The sequence below is a fragment of the Thiohalobacter thiocyanaticus genome, assembly GCF_002356355.1.
Classification (GTDB): domain Bacteria; phylum Pseudomonadota; class Gammaproteobacteria; order Thiohalobacterales; family Thiohalobacteraceae; genus Thiohalobacter; species Thiohalobacter thiocyanaticus_A.
The window spans coordinates 2,812,646-2,826,560 of sequence record NZ_AP018052.1; the positions used below are offsets into that span (position 1 = coordinate 2,812,646).

Here is a 13,915-nt window from a genome sequence, read left to right on the forward strand (position 1 = left end):
TTCCGTGGCGCTTTTGTATCACTCAGTCTCGAACGGAAACACCGCCCGGTAGCGCCGGCCGCTGTCGGATTCGACTTCCACCACCGCCTGCCAGTCGCTGCGCCCCATGGTGCAGACCGGCAGCGTGGCCACGCCCTGCCAGACGTGATCCGCGTCCCGCATCAGGCGGTAACGGTTGCGGCCCATGTCCATATCGACCATCCTGAAGTCCACCTCGATCTGCTGCGGCTGCTCACCCGCAGGCAGGCTGGCCGTGGCACGGATGGCGAAGGGACGCATGACCGGCACCCCCGGTCCCAGTTCGAAGTTGATGCGGGCCCCCTCGGCGCCGGCGGTACAGGAACCGCGATCCGCCCGGCAGTCGGCCTGCTGCAGCTGCAGTTCCACCGGCTGCAGCTGCAGAACGGGCTGGGCCGGGCGGCCCAGATAATGATAGGCGAGCAAGCCTCCGGCCAGCAGTACCAGCAGCCAGCCGGTCCAGGCCATGATCTTCAGACGCGCGGATTTCATCGCTCCTCCTTCTGCACCGCCGCCGGCCACAACCCCCGGATGGCGGCAATTCCCTGACCGCCATGCTGGCGCGCGGTTTCGGCCTCGTCGCGGTGCATCCCCCCCAGGGCATACACCGGCAGCCGCGCTGCCGCGCAGGCAGCGGCAAACCCCGCCCATCCCGCCGGGACCGCATCCGGATGGGTGGATGTGGGCTGCACCGGCCCATACACGGCAAAGTCCAGTTCCAGGGCGGCGGCCCGCTCGAGTTCATCCTGATCGTGGCAGGATGCGCCCACCCACATCTGCGCCGGCAGCGGCCGCTGTTTCAGCCCCTGCAGCTGATCGGCGGTCAGGTGGATGCCGTCGGCGCCCGGCGGCGGTGTCAGGCTGCCCGTGTTCATGAGGATGCGCGCTCCGTGGCGGTGGACCCGTTCGATTGCGGCCTCGACCAGCCCCGCTGGCGGCGTGCGCTTGATGCGCAGCTGCACCAGCTTGATACCCTGCTCCAGTGCCTGGTCCAGGGCGGCGAGAAAGGTGTCGGGCTGCTCCGGCTCGGGCGTGATCAGATAACGCTCGGGCAGTTGCAGCGCGCGCAGAATGGGGACGTTGGCCGGCGGAAACGCCAGGCCCTCCAGTTCAGTCGTACTCACCCAGCGCAGCGGCTGACCCTCGCGGCCATACGGCTCACCGGCCCAGTCCCGCACTTCATACACATCCAGCCGCACCTCGCGGTCGGGATAACGGTAGGGGATACGGATCAGGGGGGTGACGCTACCGGCCCGGATGCCGACTTCCTCCTGAAGTTCCCGCTGCAGGGCGGCGAGGGCGGCTTCGCCCGGTTCGCATTTGCCCCCGGGCAGTTCCCACAGCCCCCCCTGGTGGGCATGATCGTGGCGGCGGCTGACGAGGATGCGATCCCGCTGATCGCGGATCGCGGCCAGGACGATCGGTTCAGGTACGGTATTCGGCGTTGATGCGCACATAGTCGTAGGACAAATCCGTGGTCCAGACGTTCTCGCTCGCCTCGCCGCGCCCCAGGTCGATGCGGATCGCAAGCTCCTCCCGGGCCAGCACCTGCTGCCCGGCAGCCTCGGTGTAGTCCTCGGCGCGGCCGCCGTCGCGCACGATGCAGACATCGTCCAGATGGATGCTCACCCGCTCGAGCACCAGCGCCTCCAGGCCGGCGCGACCGACCGCGGCCAGGATGCGGCCCCAGTTGGGATCGCTGGCGAACAGGGCCGTCTTGACCAGCGGTGAATGGGCCACGGTATAGCCCACCTGCAGGCACTCGGCGCTGCTCGCGCCGCCGCTGACCTGCACCCGCACGAACTTGGTCGCCCCCTCGCCGTCGCGCACGATGGCCTGGGCCAGGAACTGGCACACCTCAGTCAACGCGCCGGCAAAGGCGTCCCATTCCGGCGTGCCGCGTTCGACCTGCACGCCGCTGGCACCGCTGGCCATGAGCATGAGGGCATCGTTGGTGGAGGTGTCGCCGTCGATGGTGATGCGGTTGAAGGAACGCTCGGCGGCCTGCACCAGCAGACCATGCAGGTCGGGGGCCTCGATGCCGGCGTCGGTGCCGATGAAGGCCAGCATGGTAGCCATGTCGGGCCGGATCATGCCCGCGCCCTTGGCGATGCCGGTGAGGGTGACTTCACGCCCGTTCAGTTCGAGCCGGCGCGAAATGCCCTTGGGCACGGTGTCGGTGGTCATGATGCCGGCGGCGGCCGCAAGCCAGCCGTCCTCGTCCAATTCGGCCAGGGCCCCCGGCAGACCGGCCAGGAGGCGGTCCAGCGGCAGCGGCTCGCCGATCACGCCGGTGGAGAAGGGCAGCACCTCGTCGGGCCTGAGGCCGACCTGCGCGGCCAGCGCGCGACAGGTATCGGCGGCGGCATCCAGACCGCGCTGGCCGGTGCCGGCGTTGGCATTGCCGGTGTTGATGACCAGGAAGCGCGGCGCGGCTTCCAGCAGGTGGTGGCGCGCCACCACCACCGGCGCGGCGCAGAAGGCGTTGCGGGTGAACAGGCCGGCGGTGTGGCTGCCCGGGGCCAGTTCGATCACCACCAGGTCGCGGCGGCCCGGCTTCCTGATGCCGGCCGCGGTCGTGCCCAGGCGGATACCGGGCACCGGGAGCAGGGATTCGGGAGGGGTCAATCCAACAGCCATGGTCGATTACTCAAGATCAAGAGCGCCACGGAATACACGGAAAGCACGGACAAATATCTGATCATTGAACTTTGTCATCCCCGCGAAGGCGGGGATCCAGTAACCACAGCGGTATCTGGATTCCCGCCTTCGCGGGAATGACGGGAATCAGTACCTTGCTTTGGTCCGTGCTTTCCGTGTATTCCGTGGCTAAGCGGGGTTAATTATCAGGACAGCTTGCCGTGGCACTGCTTGTACTTCTTGCCTGAACCGCAGGGGCAGGGCTCGTTGCGCCCGACCTTGCGGCCGTCGCGGACGAAGGGTGCCTGTTCCCGCTCGCCCTCGCCGCCGGCCTCGGCCGGTGCAGCAGCGGGCTCCGGTTCCTGGCCCTGCAGGGCGTCGGCCTCGGCATGCTGGAACTGCATGGGCGCGGTCTGCTTGCGCTGCTCCTCGACGGCCTGGACGTCACTTTCCTCGCGCACCTGGACCTTGCTCAGGATTGCCACCACCTCGTGCTTGATGCGCTCGAGCATGGCGGTGAACATCTCGAAGGCCTCGCGCTTGTACTCCTGCTTCGGGTTCTTCTGCGCATAGCCGCGCAGGCCGATACCCTGGCGCAGGTAGTCCATCGCCGCCAGGTGCTCCTTCCAGGCCTGATCCAGCACCTGCAGCATGACGGACTTCTCGAAGTGGCGCATGACCTGCTCGCCGGCGAGTTGTTCCTTGTGCCGGTAGGCCGCGACCAACTCGTCCAGGATCTTCTGCCGCAGGCTCTCCTCGTGCAGGTCGTGGTCCTCGTCCAGCCACTGCTGCACCGGCAGCTTCTGGCCGAACTCGTCCTCCAGTGCCCGTTCCAGCCCGGGAATGTCCCACTGCTCATCGAGGCTGTCAGGCGGGATATAGTTGTCGATGAACTGATTGACCACATCGCTGCGGACCTGCTCGATGGTCTCGCTGATATCCTCCGAGCCCATCAACTCGCTGCGCTGCTCGTAGACGACCTTGCGCTGGTCGTTCGCCACGTCGTCGTATTCCAGCAGCTGCTTACGGATATTGAAGTTGTGCGCCTCGACCTTGCGCTGGGCGTTCTCGATGGCCTTGCTCACCCAGGGGTGCTCGATGGCCTCGCCTTCCTTCATGCCCAGCTTCTGCATCAGGCCGGAGACGCGCTCGGAGGCGAAGATGCGCATCAGGTTGTCTTCCAGCGACAGGTAGAAACGGCTGGAGCCGGGATCCCCCTGGCGGCCGGAACGTCCGCGCAGCTGGTTGTCGATGCGCCGCGACTCGTGGCGCTCAGTGCCGACGATATGCAGGCCGCCGGCATCCAGGACCTGCTGGTGGCGGAACTCCCATTCCTTCTTCGCCCGTGCCACGGCGGTCTCGTCGGAGTTCTCGCCCAGCGCCTCCAGATCGGCGTCCAGGCTGCCGCCGAGCACGATATCGGTGCCGCGGCCGGCCATGTTGGTGGCGATGGTCACCATGCCCGGGCGACCGGCCTGGGTGATGATGTGCGCCTCGCGCTCATGCTGCTTGGCGTTGAGCACCTCGTGCTCGACCTTCTGCTGTTTCAGCAGCTTGCTGAGATACTCCGAGGCCTCGACCGAGGCGGTGCCGACCAGGACCGGCTGGCCGCGCTGTTGGCAGTCGCGGATATCCTCGATGATGGCGTCGAACTTCTCCTTCGTGGTCAGGAACACCAGATCGCCCATATCCTTGCGCACCATCGGGCGGTGGGTGGGGATGACCACCACTTCCAGGCCGTAGATCTGCTGAAACTCGAAGGCCTCGGTATCGGCGGTGCCGGTCATGCCGGAGAGCTTGTCGTAGAGGCGGAAATAGTTCTGGAAGGTGATGGAGGCGTAGGTCTGGCTCTCGTTCTGGATCGGCACCCCTTCCTTGGCCTCGACCGCCTGGTGCAGACCCTCGGACCAGCGCCGGCCCGGCATGGTGCGGCCGGTGAACTCATCGACGATGATGATCTCGTTGTCGCGCACGATGTAGTCCACGTCGCGCTGGTACAGGGCGTGGGCGCGCAGGCCGGCATTGAGGTGGTGCATCAGGGTGAGGTTCGCGGCGTCGTAGAGACTGTCGCCCTCCTTGAGCAGCCCCTCTGCGATGAGCAGTTCCTCGACCTGCTGGTGCCCGGTCTCGCTGAGGTGCACCTGCTTGTTCTTTTCGTCGACGCTGTAATCGCCCTCGCCTTCCTCGTCCTCCTGCCGGACCAGTTTCGGGATCAGCTTGTTGATCGTCACATACAGGTCGGTGTTGTCGTTGGTCGGCCCGGAGATGATCAGCGGCGTGCGCGCCTCGTCGATGAGGATGGAGTCGACCTCGTCGACGATGGCGAAGTTGAGTTCGCGCTGCATGCGGTCTTCCTGGCGGAAGGCCATGTTGTCGCGCAGGTAGTCGAAGCCGAACTCGTTGTTGGTGCCGTAGACGATGTCGCTGGCATAGGCGGCGCGCTTGTCCTCCTGCGACAGACCCGGCACCACCACGCCGGTGCTCATGCCGAGGAAGGCGTAGAGCCGGCCCATCCACTGGGCATCGCGCCGGGCCAGATAGTCATTGACCGTAACCACGTGCACGCCCTTGCCCGGCAGGGCATTGAGATAGGCGGCCAGGGTGGCGACCAGGGTCTTGCCCTCGCCGGTGCGCATTTCGGCGATCTTGCCCTGGTGCAGCACCATGCCGCCGATCAGCTGGACGTCGAAGTGACGCATCTCCAGCACCCGCCGGCCGGCCTCGCGCACCACGGCGAAGGCCTCGGGCAGCAGATCGTCGAGCTTCTCTCCCGCCTCCAGCCGCTGCCGGAACTCGCCGGTTTTGGCGCCGAGCTGCTCATCGGACAGGGCCTGAATGTCATCCTCGAGGGCATTGATGCGGGCAACCACCTTGGACATGCGTTTGACCATGCGGTCGTTGCGGCTGCCGAAAATCTTCTTGATCAGATTGCTGGCCATGTAGGTACTTTCAATGGGTCCGGTTCCGGGCAGAATGGGCCATGATACCGCATGTAGTGGTAAAGGTCAGGGGGGCGTGGGAAGGGCGGGAGCGCAGGAACCGACCGTCATCCCGGCGCAGGCCGGACAGAAGCGCGGAGCGTGTTGAACGCCGGTACGGCGGTCCTTTATGCCCTTCAGGCTGGCAGGGCGAGCGCAGCGGGTAATCCACTGGATTTCGGCCTGCGCCGGGATGACGCGGAAGGATCCGGCCAGCCTCCTCACGCCTTGCCGGGAATCACGAGCGCTTGGCCCAGACGAACCGGGCCGGATCGACCGACTTGCCGTGCTTGAGCACTTCGAAGTGGACATGCGGGCCGGTGGAGCGGCCGCTGGAGCCCATCCTGGCGATCGCCTGGCCGGGCTTGACGTGCTGCCCCACTTCGACCACCAGGTCACGGTTGTGGCCATAGCGGGTCACGTAGCCGTTGCCGTGATTGATTTCGACCAGGTTGCCGTAGCCGTAGCGGCTGCCGGACCAGGTCACGACCCCGGCGGCCACCGCCACCACCTCGGTCCCGGCCTTGCCGGCGAAATCCACGCCGTCGTGCCAGGCCTGCTTGCCGGTGAAGGGGTCGGTGCGCTTGCCGTAGGCGGACGACATCCAGCCGCTGGTCACGGGACGGCCGGTGGGCACGCCCTGCTGCTTCAGGGTCCGGGTGCGCACCACGGATTCCAGTGCCAGCAGCTGCTGCTCGCGGTCATCCAGCACCCGGGACAGCGTGTCCAGTTCCTCGATGAAGTCGGGCACGGCGTAGCCGGCGGTGGCCTCGGCGGCGGGACCGCCCTGGGGGGGAATCTGTTCGAAGTCGAACTCGCCCTGGTCGATATCGGCCATCTCCACCAGGCGCTGGCCCAGGCCCTCCAGACGCAGCACCTGGCCCTGCAGCTGGCCCAGACGCATCGCCAGGGCGTCCAGATGCGCCTGCGATTCCTGCCGGGCCTGGGCCACGGCGCGCTGCTGCTCGGCCACTTCCAGCCGCCACTGCGGCCCGGCGGCCAGTCCGGGCCCGTCCTGGACCTGTCCCAGCTGAAACCCCAGATAGAACAGGCTCGCCGCCAGAAACAGCCCCAGGCTGAGCAGCGGGACGTAGATCCGGGGTCGACTCAGATTGAGACTGCCGGGACGTCCGTGTAGATTGGTGAAGAGAATGATGTTCATGCGCGTGCGCTACTCTAACGGTTTTTGAGACCTGTTTACAAATTCGATGCCAGTTCGCCTGTGAAAGCCGCCAACATCCAGTCTATCGGCCGTTACCTGCGTGGTATTGAGACCACCGGCGGCGCCTCCCTGCGCCAGGCGCTGGCCGCCCATTCCACCCTGGAACAACGGCTGCTGGCACGCCTCCCCGCCCCTCTGCGACCCCATTGCCGACTCGGCCGGATAAGAGATAACACACTGATAGTAATCGTAGATTCTGCCGCCTGGGCGACCCGCCTGAGGTTCCTGTCGGCCCAGTTAGTCAAGCAGTTCGCGGATGACGATTCCGTGACGGTGACCAAGCTGGAAGTGCGAATCCAGCCACAGAATCAGCCCGTCGCCAACCCCCCGCCGGCGCGCCCGGTGGCCCGGCTGTCTGCCGAAAATGCGGCCCTGATCACATCCCTGGCCCGCACCGTAGGCGACGAAAAACTGTCTCGCGCCCTGCAGCGTCTGGCCGGCCGCGGTCGCCGGAGCGATCGAAGCTGAGCCCCGGAAACGCAGCAGGCCCGCATACGCGGGCCTGCTGGCGTGAGGGAGAACGCAGAGAAGTCAGGCCGAAGGCACCGGCCGCAGATAGGCGGCCGGGGCGGCCGCCGCCTCATCCTCGAAGCTGACCGTCTCCCAGGCCTCGGCATCGGCCAGCAGGGCCCGCAGCAGGCGGTTGTTCAGGGCGTGTCCTGACTTGTGGCCGTGGAAGGCGCCGATCAGGCCGTGGCCGAGCAGGTAGAGGTCACCGACCGCGTCCAGGATCTTGTGCTTGACGAACTCGTCCTCGTAGCGCAGCCCGTCCTCGTTCAGCACCCGGTAGTCGTCCACCACAATGGCGTTGTCCAGACTGCCGCCCAGCGCCAGCCGGCGCTCGCGCAGCTGCTCGATCTCGCGCATGAAACCGAAGGTGCGGGCGCGGCTGACCTCGCGCACGAATGAGGTGGTGGAGAAATCGATCTCCACGCACTGGGCATGGCCGTGGAAGACCGGATGATCGAACTCGATGGTGAACCCCACCTTGAAGCCGTCGAAGGGCTCGAGGCTGGCCCACTTGTCGCCCTCCTCGATCCGCACCGGCCGCTTGATGCGCACAAAGCGCTTGGGCGCGTTCTGCTCCTCGATGCCGGCCGACTGCACCAGGAACACGAAGGGACCCGCGCTGCCGTCCATGATCGGCACCTCGGGCGCGCTCAGATCCACCCAGGCATTGTCGATCCCCAGCCCGGCGAAGGCCGACAGCAGATGTTCGACCGTGGAGATGCGTACCCCGGCGCTGACCAGGGAGGTCGACAGGCGGGTATCGCCGACGTTCTCGGTGCTGGCCCTGATCTCGACCGGCGGCTCCAGATCGGTACGGCGGAACACGATGCCGGTGTCGGGCGCGGCCGGACGCAGGGTGAGGAACACCTTGTCGCCCGTATGCAGGCCCACGCCTGTGGCCCGGATGACGTTCTTGAGGGTACGCTGTCGAATCATGGGCTGTTGTTACCTTAAATAATGCTGTATCACGGCACCTGCGGTGCGAATGGATCGGGCGATGCTAACACAGCCCGTCCCTGGCCGGATCTGACTTTGGTCAAGTCGGCCGGTGCCGCGCCGGACCGAACCGCCGCCGGCATTCCCGCTTCACCAGGGAATCGGGCCGGTTCGGCGCCTTTCACCCGGGGCAGGCCAGCTCCCCCGGACATCATTAAATAAACGGCCGCAACGGACACCCCCGGCTCGAGGAGACGAAGCCAAGGCCGGCGCCATCCGCCGCGGCCCAACCCTCCGGGGTCTTTCGACCCCCGCGTTCGCCTCAGTCGGCCTGACGCCGCAGAAACGCCGGAATATCGAGATATTCCAGATCGTTGTCATAGTTCTGCGCGGCTGAACCGTAGTCGCTGCCGGCGGCCCGCTTGCGGATCACGGTGGGCCGATCCAGCTGCTGGTAGTCGAGTTCGCCGTTGGTCTTCTTTTCCACCAGCTTGACCGTCGCCGGCTCCTCATCCGGCTGCGCGGCCTGGCTCGGCCGGCCCAGGCCGGTGGCCACCACGGTCACCCGCAGTTCATCGTTCATCTCGGGGTCGATCACGGTCCCCACCACCACGGTGGCATTCTCGGAAGCGAACTCCTTGACCGTATTGCCGACCTCCTCGAACTCGCCGATGGACAGATCCATGCCGGCGGTGACATTGACCAGGATACCGGCCGCGCCCAGCAGATTGATGTCCTCCAGCAACGGACTGTTGACCGCCGCTTCGGCGGCCTCGCGGGCGCGGTCCTCGCCGCGGCCGACGCCGGTCCCCATCATGGCCATGCCCATCTCGGACATCACGGTGCGCACGTCGGCGAAATCGACGTTGATCAGACCCGGCCGGGTAATCAGCTCGGCGATGCCCTGCACCGCGCCCAACAGCACGTCATTGGCGGCCTTGAAGGCATCCAGCAGGCTCATGTTCTTGCCCAGCACGGAGAGCAGCTTCTCGTTGGGGATGGTGATGAGCGAGTCCACGTACTGGCCCAGTTCCTCCATGCCCTTGTGCGCGACATCCATGCGCTTGCGGCCCTCGAACGGGAACGGCTTGGTCACCACGGCCACGGTCAGGATGCCCATGTCGCGCGCCACCTGAGCCACGATGGGGGCGGCCCCGGTGCCGGTGCCGCCGCCCATGCCGGCGGTGATGAACAGCATATCCGAGCCTTCGATGGCCTCGGCGATGCGATCGCGGTCCTCCATCGCGGCCTGGCGGCCGACTTCCGGATTGGCGCCGGCGCCCAGCCCCTTGGTGATGCTGGAACCCAGCTGCAGGGTGACCGGCGCCGAGACGTTCTGCAGCGCCTGGGCGTCGGTGTTGGCGCAGATGAAATCCACACCTTCGATGCAGGCCTCGACCATGTGCTGCAGCGCATTGCCGCCGCCGCCGCCGACGCCCATTACCTTGATTACAGCGTTCTGGCTGTATGCATCCATCAGTTCAAACATTGCTCGTCTCCTCGATTACACTTGATGGTTAAGTGACACTTCGCTCCCGGACCGACCGGGAACCCCGTGACTGCGTAACTAGAAATTTCCCTGGAACCAGCTCTTCATCCGGTCCCAGACCCCGCGAAATCCCCGCCCCTGGATGTCCAGGTTGAGATGGGACTGATTCTGATTGCCGAACAGCAGCAGACCCACGCCGGTGGCGTAGATCGGATTGCGCACGACATCCGCCAGGCCGGCGACGTACTGGGGCATACCCAGGCGCACCGGCATGTGGAACACCTCCTCGGCCAGGTCCACCAGGCCTTCCATCTTGGAACTGCCGCCGGTCAGCACGATGCCGGCGGCGACCAGATCCTCGAACCCGCTGCGGCGCAGCTCCGACTGCACCAGGGTGAGCAGTTCCTCGTAGCGCGGCTCGACCACCTCGGCCAGGGTATGGCGCGCCAGCCGCCGCGCCGGCCGGTCACCGACGCTGGGCACCTCGATGGTGTCGTCGGAACTGGCCAGCTGGGTCAGGGCGCAGGCGTATTTGATCTTGATCTCCTCGGCATGCTGAGTCGGCGTGCGCAGGGCCACGGCGATATCGTTCGTCACCTGATCGCCGGCGATGGGGATCACCGAGGTATGCCGGATGGAGCCTTCCGTGAACACGGCCATGTCGGTGGTGCCGCCGCCGACGTCGACCAGACACACGCCCAGCTCCTTCTCGTCCTCGGTCAGCACCGAGTAGCTCGAGGCCAGCTGCTCGAGGATGATGTCGTCGACCTCCAGCCCGCAGCGGCGCACGCACTTGATGATGTTCTGCGCCGCGCTCACCGCGCCGGTGACCAGATGCACCTTGGCCTCCAGGCGCACGCCGGACATGCCCACCGGCTCCTTGATGCCCTCCTGGTTATCGATGATGAATTCCTGGGGCAGGATATGCAGGATCTTCTGATCGGCGGGAATCGCCACTGCGCGCGCGGCGTCGATCACCCGCTCCACATCACCCGGCGTGACCTCCTTGTCGCGGATGGCCACGATGCCGTGCGAATTCAGGCTGCGGATATGGCTGCCGGCGATGCCGGCATAGACCGAATGGATCTGGCAGCCGGCCATCAACTCGGCCTCCTCGATAGCGCGCTGGATGGAATGCACCGTTGACTCGATGTTCACCACCACGCCCTTCTTCATCCCGCGCGAGGGATGCGAGCCGATGCCGATGATCTCGATGCCGCCCTCGGGCAGCACCTCGCCGACAATGGCGACCACCTTGGAGGTGCCGATATCCAGTCCCACGATCATGTTCTTTTCCGACCTTTTCGTCATATCAACCCTCTTGCCGTTGCGGTGTCGCGGCTGTCATCCAGTGCACGGCAAAACCATTGCTGTAGCGCATGTCCACAGTGCGCGCCGGCTGCGGCGCGGCGGCGAAGACCCGCGGATAGGCGTCGATGAACAGCGCCATGCGCCGGGCCTCGTCCTGCCGACCGAGCCGGATACTCATTCCATTGTCCAGTTCCACCCGCCAGGCGCGGCGCGCATCCAAGTCGATGCTGACCGGGTGGCGCTCGATCTGCTGCAGCGCCTGTCGGAATTCGATGTAACGCCGGATCACCCGCTCGCGCAGGCTGATCGGCCCGGCCAGTCGCGGCAGTGCGGCGAACTCGGCCACGTTGTCCGGCTGGAACAGTTCGCCGCGCGCGTTGAGCAGTCCATCCTCGCCCCAGCGCGCCACCGGTATCTGTTCCCGGATGCGCAGCTGCATCCCGTCCGGCCAGATACGCCGCACCGCGGCCTCCTCCACCCAGGGCAACTCGGCCAGGCGCTGCTGCACGGCGCCGACCTCGACCCCGAAAAAGCCATGCCGCAGCATGTCCCGGGTGGCCGCGGCAATCTGTTCATGACGCAGATGCCGGAATTCGCCTTCGATCTGCACCTCACGCACCGGCCAGGCATGCGGATCACGCAGCCAGTCGAGCAACTGATGAACCCCGGTCAGCGCCAGCACCAGCGCCAGCGCGGCCAGACCGTTGCCGAGCAGCGTCACCCAGCGCCGGGACGCCGGCTGTTCGGTTTCGCGCCTGACCGCCTGTCCAGGCCTCTTCCTGCTCATGACTTCGCGTCCTCGCTGGTCTGCAGTATCCGCAGCACCAACCGGGTGAAATCGATACCGGCCTCTCGCGCCGCCATCGGTACCAGGCTGTGATCCGTCATGCCGGGCACGGTGTTGACCTCGATGAACCAGGGCCGCCTCTGCTCATCCAGCATCAGGTCCACCCGGCCCCAGCCACTGGCCGCAACTGCGGCGAAGGCGGCGCGGGACTGCGCCTGAAGTTCGGCCTCCTGCGCTGCGGGCAGACCGCAGGGGCACAGGTAGCGGGTGTCATTGGCGCTGTACTTGGCGGCATAGTCATAGAAGCTGTGCGGCGTCTCCAGTCTGATCAGGGGCAGCGCTTCCCTGCCCAGCAGCGCGGCCGTGTATTCGTCGCCCTCGATCCAGCGCTCGACCAGCACATCGCAATCGAACTGCGCGGCCTCACGCCAGGCCGCGGGCAGATCCGCCGGTGTCTCGACCCGGCTCATGCCCAGACTGGAGCCTTCGTGCGCCGGCTTGACGATGACCGGAAACCTCAACTGTTCCTGCGCCTGCTGCAGGCCGGATTCGTCATTGACCACCGCGAACTCCGGCGTCGGGATGCCGGCCGACTGCCAGATCCGCTTGGTGCGGATCTTGTCCATGCCCAGGGCCGAACCCAACACGCCACTGCCGGTATAGGGCAGCCCGAGGGTCTGCAGCGCGCCCTGCATCACGCCGTCCTCGCCGCCGCGCCCGTGCAGGGCGATGAAGGCGCGATCGAAGCCTTCCGTTTCCAGTCGCCGCAGCACACCCGGTTCGGCCGGATCGAGTGGGTGGGCATCGACCCCCGCCCCGATCAGGGCGGCATGTACGGCGCGGCCGCTCCTGAGCGATATCTCGCGCTCGGCCGAACTGCCGCCCAGCAACACCGCCACCTTGCCGAAGGCGACCGGGTCGACTGTGGTCTGCGTGGCATTCATGCACCATCCTCCGTCGCTGCGATGCCGATGATGCGCACCTCGGTCTGCAGTTCGACCCCCGTCTGTTCCGCCACCCGACGCTGCACATGGCCGATCAGCCGCTCGATCTCGGCCGCTGTGGCAGCGCCGGCATTGATGATGAAATTGGCGTGCTTGTCCGACACGCAGGCACCGCCGATGCAGTATCCCTTCAGGCCGCAGGCCTCGATCAGGCGTGCCGCGTGATCGTTCGGCGGATTGCGGAATACCGAGCCGCAGCTGGGCTGGCTGGTCGGCTGGGTCTCGCCGCGCCGGGCCAGCAGCTGCCTGACATTCTCCTGTGCGGCGGCGGTCTCGCCCGGCGGAAAACGCATATGGGCGGCAACGAACCACTCACCCGCCGGACCCTGCACCGTGCGATAGCCCACCCTGTATTCGCCGGCTTCGCGTCGCCGGATCCGGCCGTGACGGTCGATGGTCTCCACCGCCACCACCCGCTCCCAGGTCTCGCCGCCGAAGGCCCCGGCATTCATTGCCAGCGCCCCGCCCACAGTGCCGGGGATCCCGGCCAGGAACTCGCCGCCCGCCAGGCCGTTGCGGCCGCAGAAGCGGGCCAGCTTGGCGCAGCTCACACCGGCCTCGGCCCGCACCTGCCCGTCGCCCTGCAACTCCATCCGGTTCAGGCCGCTGAAGGGTGCGATCACCACGCCCGGAATGCCGCCGTCGCGAACCAGCAGGTTACTGCCGAGCCCGACCCAGACAATCTCCTCGCCCTCCGCCAGCGCGGCCAGGAAGGCCGCCAGATCCTCGAGATCGGCCGGCTGGTACCAGACCCGCGCCGGACCGCCGACACGCCAGGTGGTATGGCGCGCCATCGGCTCGTCCAGGCGCAGCACGCCGCGCGGTTCCGGTTTATGTGTACTGGCCGCCATCATGAATGTTTGTTGCCGCTCCGGCTGCGCTGTGCATAACGCGAGGTCAGGCTCCTGGTGCCGCGCCCCGCTCCGGTCTGCCCGTCTTCCCGGCGGCGTTCACACAGTACCTCCAGGCGACTCCTGAGCGCCTCGCCGCACCCCATGTGCAACCGCAGATGTGTCCTGT

12 protein-coding genes are annotated in these 13,915 nt (G+C 66.6%); 1 reads left to right on the forward strand and 11 read right to left on the reverse strand.

Annotated elements, in window-relative coordinates:
• Positions 1-18 precede the first annotated feature (18 nt).
• The 5 genes from CFK21_RS12955 to CFK21_RS12975 form a co-directional block, all read right to left on the reverse strand.
• Positions 19-510 carry a hypothetical protein gene (locus CFK21_RS12955; protein WP_096367052.1) on the reverse strand — a complete coding sequence of 164 codons (492 nt, stop codon included), beginning with the start codon at positions 508-510 and terminating at the stop codon, positions 19-21.
• The gene (locus CFK21_RS12960; RefSeq protein ID WP_096367053.1) at positions 507-1,475 is read right to left on the reverse strand and encodes a Nudix family hydrolase; all 969 of its coding nucleotides are present in this window, start codon (positions 1,473-1,475) and stop codon (positions 507-509) included. The genes CFK21_RS12955 and CFK21_RS12960 overlap by 4 nt, the downstream gene beginning before the upstream one ends.
• Entirely contained in the window at positions 1,444-2,658 is a 1,215-nt protein-coding gene (argJ, locus tag CFK21_RS12965; protein ID WP_096367054.1) for a bifunctional glutamate N-acetyltransferase/amino-acid acetyltransferase ArgJ, read from the reverse strand. Before argJ ends, CFK21_RS12960 begins: the two co-directional genes overlap by 32 nt.
• A gap of 206 nt (positions 2,659-2,864) precedes the next feature.
• Complete coding sequence (gene secA, locus CFK21_RS12970; RefSeq protein ID WP_096367055.1) at positions 2,865-5,597, reverse strand: preprotein translocase subunit SecA; 2,733 nt, start codon at positions 5,595-5,597, stop codon at positions 2,865-2,867.
• 277 nt (positions 5,598-5,874) lie between these two features.
• The gene (locus tag CFK21_RS12975; RefSeq protein WP_096367056.1) at positions 5,875-6,798 is read right to left on the reverse strand and encodes a M23 family metallopeptidase; all 924 of its coding nucleotides are present in this window, start codon (positions 6,796-6,798) and stop codon (positions 5,875-5,877) included.
• Between the two features lie 60 nt (positions 6,799-6,858).
• Between CFK21_RS12975 and CFK21_RS12980 the strand changes: the two genes are divergently transcribed.
• Positions 6,859-7,326, forward strand: coding sequence for a DUF721 domain-containing protein (locus CFK21_RS12980; RefSeq protein WP_157745684.1), 468 nt, complete (start codon positions 6,859-6,861; stop codon positions 7,324-7,326).
• A gap of 63 nt (positions 7,327-7,389) precedes the next feature.
• Here the strand turns inward: CFK21_RS12980 and lpxC are convergent, their stop codons facing one another.
• From lpxC to murB, 6 genes are all read right to left on the reverse strand, one after another.
• Positions 7,390-8,304 (reverse strand): UDP-3-O-acyl-N-acetylglucosamine deacetylase, encoded by a 915-nt coding sequence (gene lpxC / locus CFK21_RS12985; protein ID WP_096367058.1) that lies wholly within the window; start codon positions 8,302-8,304, stop codon positions 7,390-7,392.
• A gap of 322 nt (positions 8,305-8,626) precedes the next feature.
• Positions 8,627-9,793: a cell division protein FtsZ gene (ftsZ, locus tag CFK21_RS12990; protein WP_096367059.1), complete on the reverse strand. Its 1,167-nt coding sequence runs from the start codon at positions 9,791-9,793 to the stop codon at positions 8,627-8,629.
• A 78-nt stretch (positions 9,794-9,871) separates the two neighbouring features.
• The gene (gene ftsA / locus CFK21_RS12995) at positions 9,872-11,104 is read right to left on the reverse strand and encodes a cell division protein FtsA (RefSeq protein ID WP_096367060.1); all 1,233 of its coding nucleotides are present in this window, start codon (positions 11,102-11,104) and stop codon (positions 9,872-9,874) included.
• A gap of 1 nt (position 11,105) precedes the next feature.
• Complete coding sequence (locus CFK21_RS13000) at positions 11,106-11,891, reverse strand: cell division protein FtsQ/DivIB (protein ID WP_096367061.1); 786 nt, start codon at positions 11,889-11,891, stop codon at positions 11,106-11,108.
• A complete protein-coding gene (locus CFK21_RS13005; RefSeq protein WP_096367062.1) occupies positions 11,888-12,835 on the reverse strand; it encodes a D-alanine--D-alanine ligase in 948 nt (315 codons plus the stop codon). Before CFK21_RS13005 ends, CFK21_RS13000 begins: the two co-directional genes overlap by 4 nt.
• Positions 12,832-13,746: a UDP-N-acetylmuramate dehydrogenase gene (gene murB, locus CFK21_RS13010; RefSeq protein ID WP_096367620.1), complete on the reverse strand. Its 915-nt coding sequence runs from the start codon at positions 13,744-13,746 to the stop codon at positions 12,832-12,834. The genes CFK21_RS13005 and murB overlap by 4 nt, the downstream gene beginning before the upstream one ends.
• Positions 13,747-13,915: the final 169 nt, after the last annotated feature.

Excerpts from the sequence above, each read along its gene's own strand:
- argJ (WP_096367054.1), bottom strand. The coding sequence starts at position 2,658 with ATGGCTGTTGGATTGACCCCTCCCGAATCCCTGCTCCCGGTGCCCGGT.
- CFK21_RS12955 (WP_096367052.1), bottom strand. The coding sequence starts at position 510 with ATGAAATCCGCGCGTCTGAAGATCATGGCCTGGACCGGCTGGCTGCTG.
- CFK21_RS13005 (WP_096367062.1), bottom strand. The coding sequence starts at position 12,835 with ATGAATGCCACGCAGACCACAGTCGACCCGGTCGCCTTCGGCAAGGTG.
- lpxC (WP_096367058.1), bottom strand. The coding sequence starts at position 8,304 with ATGATTCGACAGCGTACCCTCAAGAACGTCATCCGGGCCACAGGCGTG.
- ftsZ (WP_096367059.1), bottom strand. The coding sequence starts at position 9,793 with ATGTTTGAACTGATGGATGCATACAGCCAGAACGCTGTAATCAAGGTA.
- CFK21_RS12960 (WP_096367053.1), bottom strand. The coding sequence starts at position 1,475 with ATGTGCGCATCAACGCCGAATACCGTACCTGAACCGATCGTCCTGGCC.
- ftsA (WP_096367060.1), bottom strand. The coding sequence starts at position 11,104 with ATGACGAAAAGGTCGGAAAAGAACATGATCGTGGGACTGGATATCGGC.
- CFK21_RS13000 (WP_096367061.1), bottom strand. The coding sequence starts at position 11,891 with ATGAGCAGGAAGAGGCCTGGACAGGCGGTCAGGCGCGAAACCGAACAG.
- secA (WP_096367055.1), bottom strand. The coding sequence starts at position 5,597 with ATGGCCAGCAATCTGATCAAGAAGATTTTCGGCAGCCGCAACGACCGC.
- CFK21_RS12975 (WP_096367056.1), bottom strand. The coding sequence starts at position 6,798 with ATGAACATCATTCTCTTCACCAATCTACACGGACGTCCCGGCAGTCTC.
- murB (WP_096367620.1), bottom strand. The coding sequence starts at position 13,746 with ATGGCGGCCAGTACACATAAACCGGAACCGCGCGGCGTGCTGCGCCTG.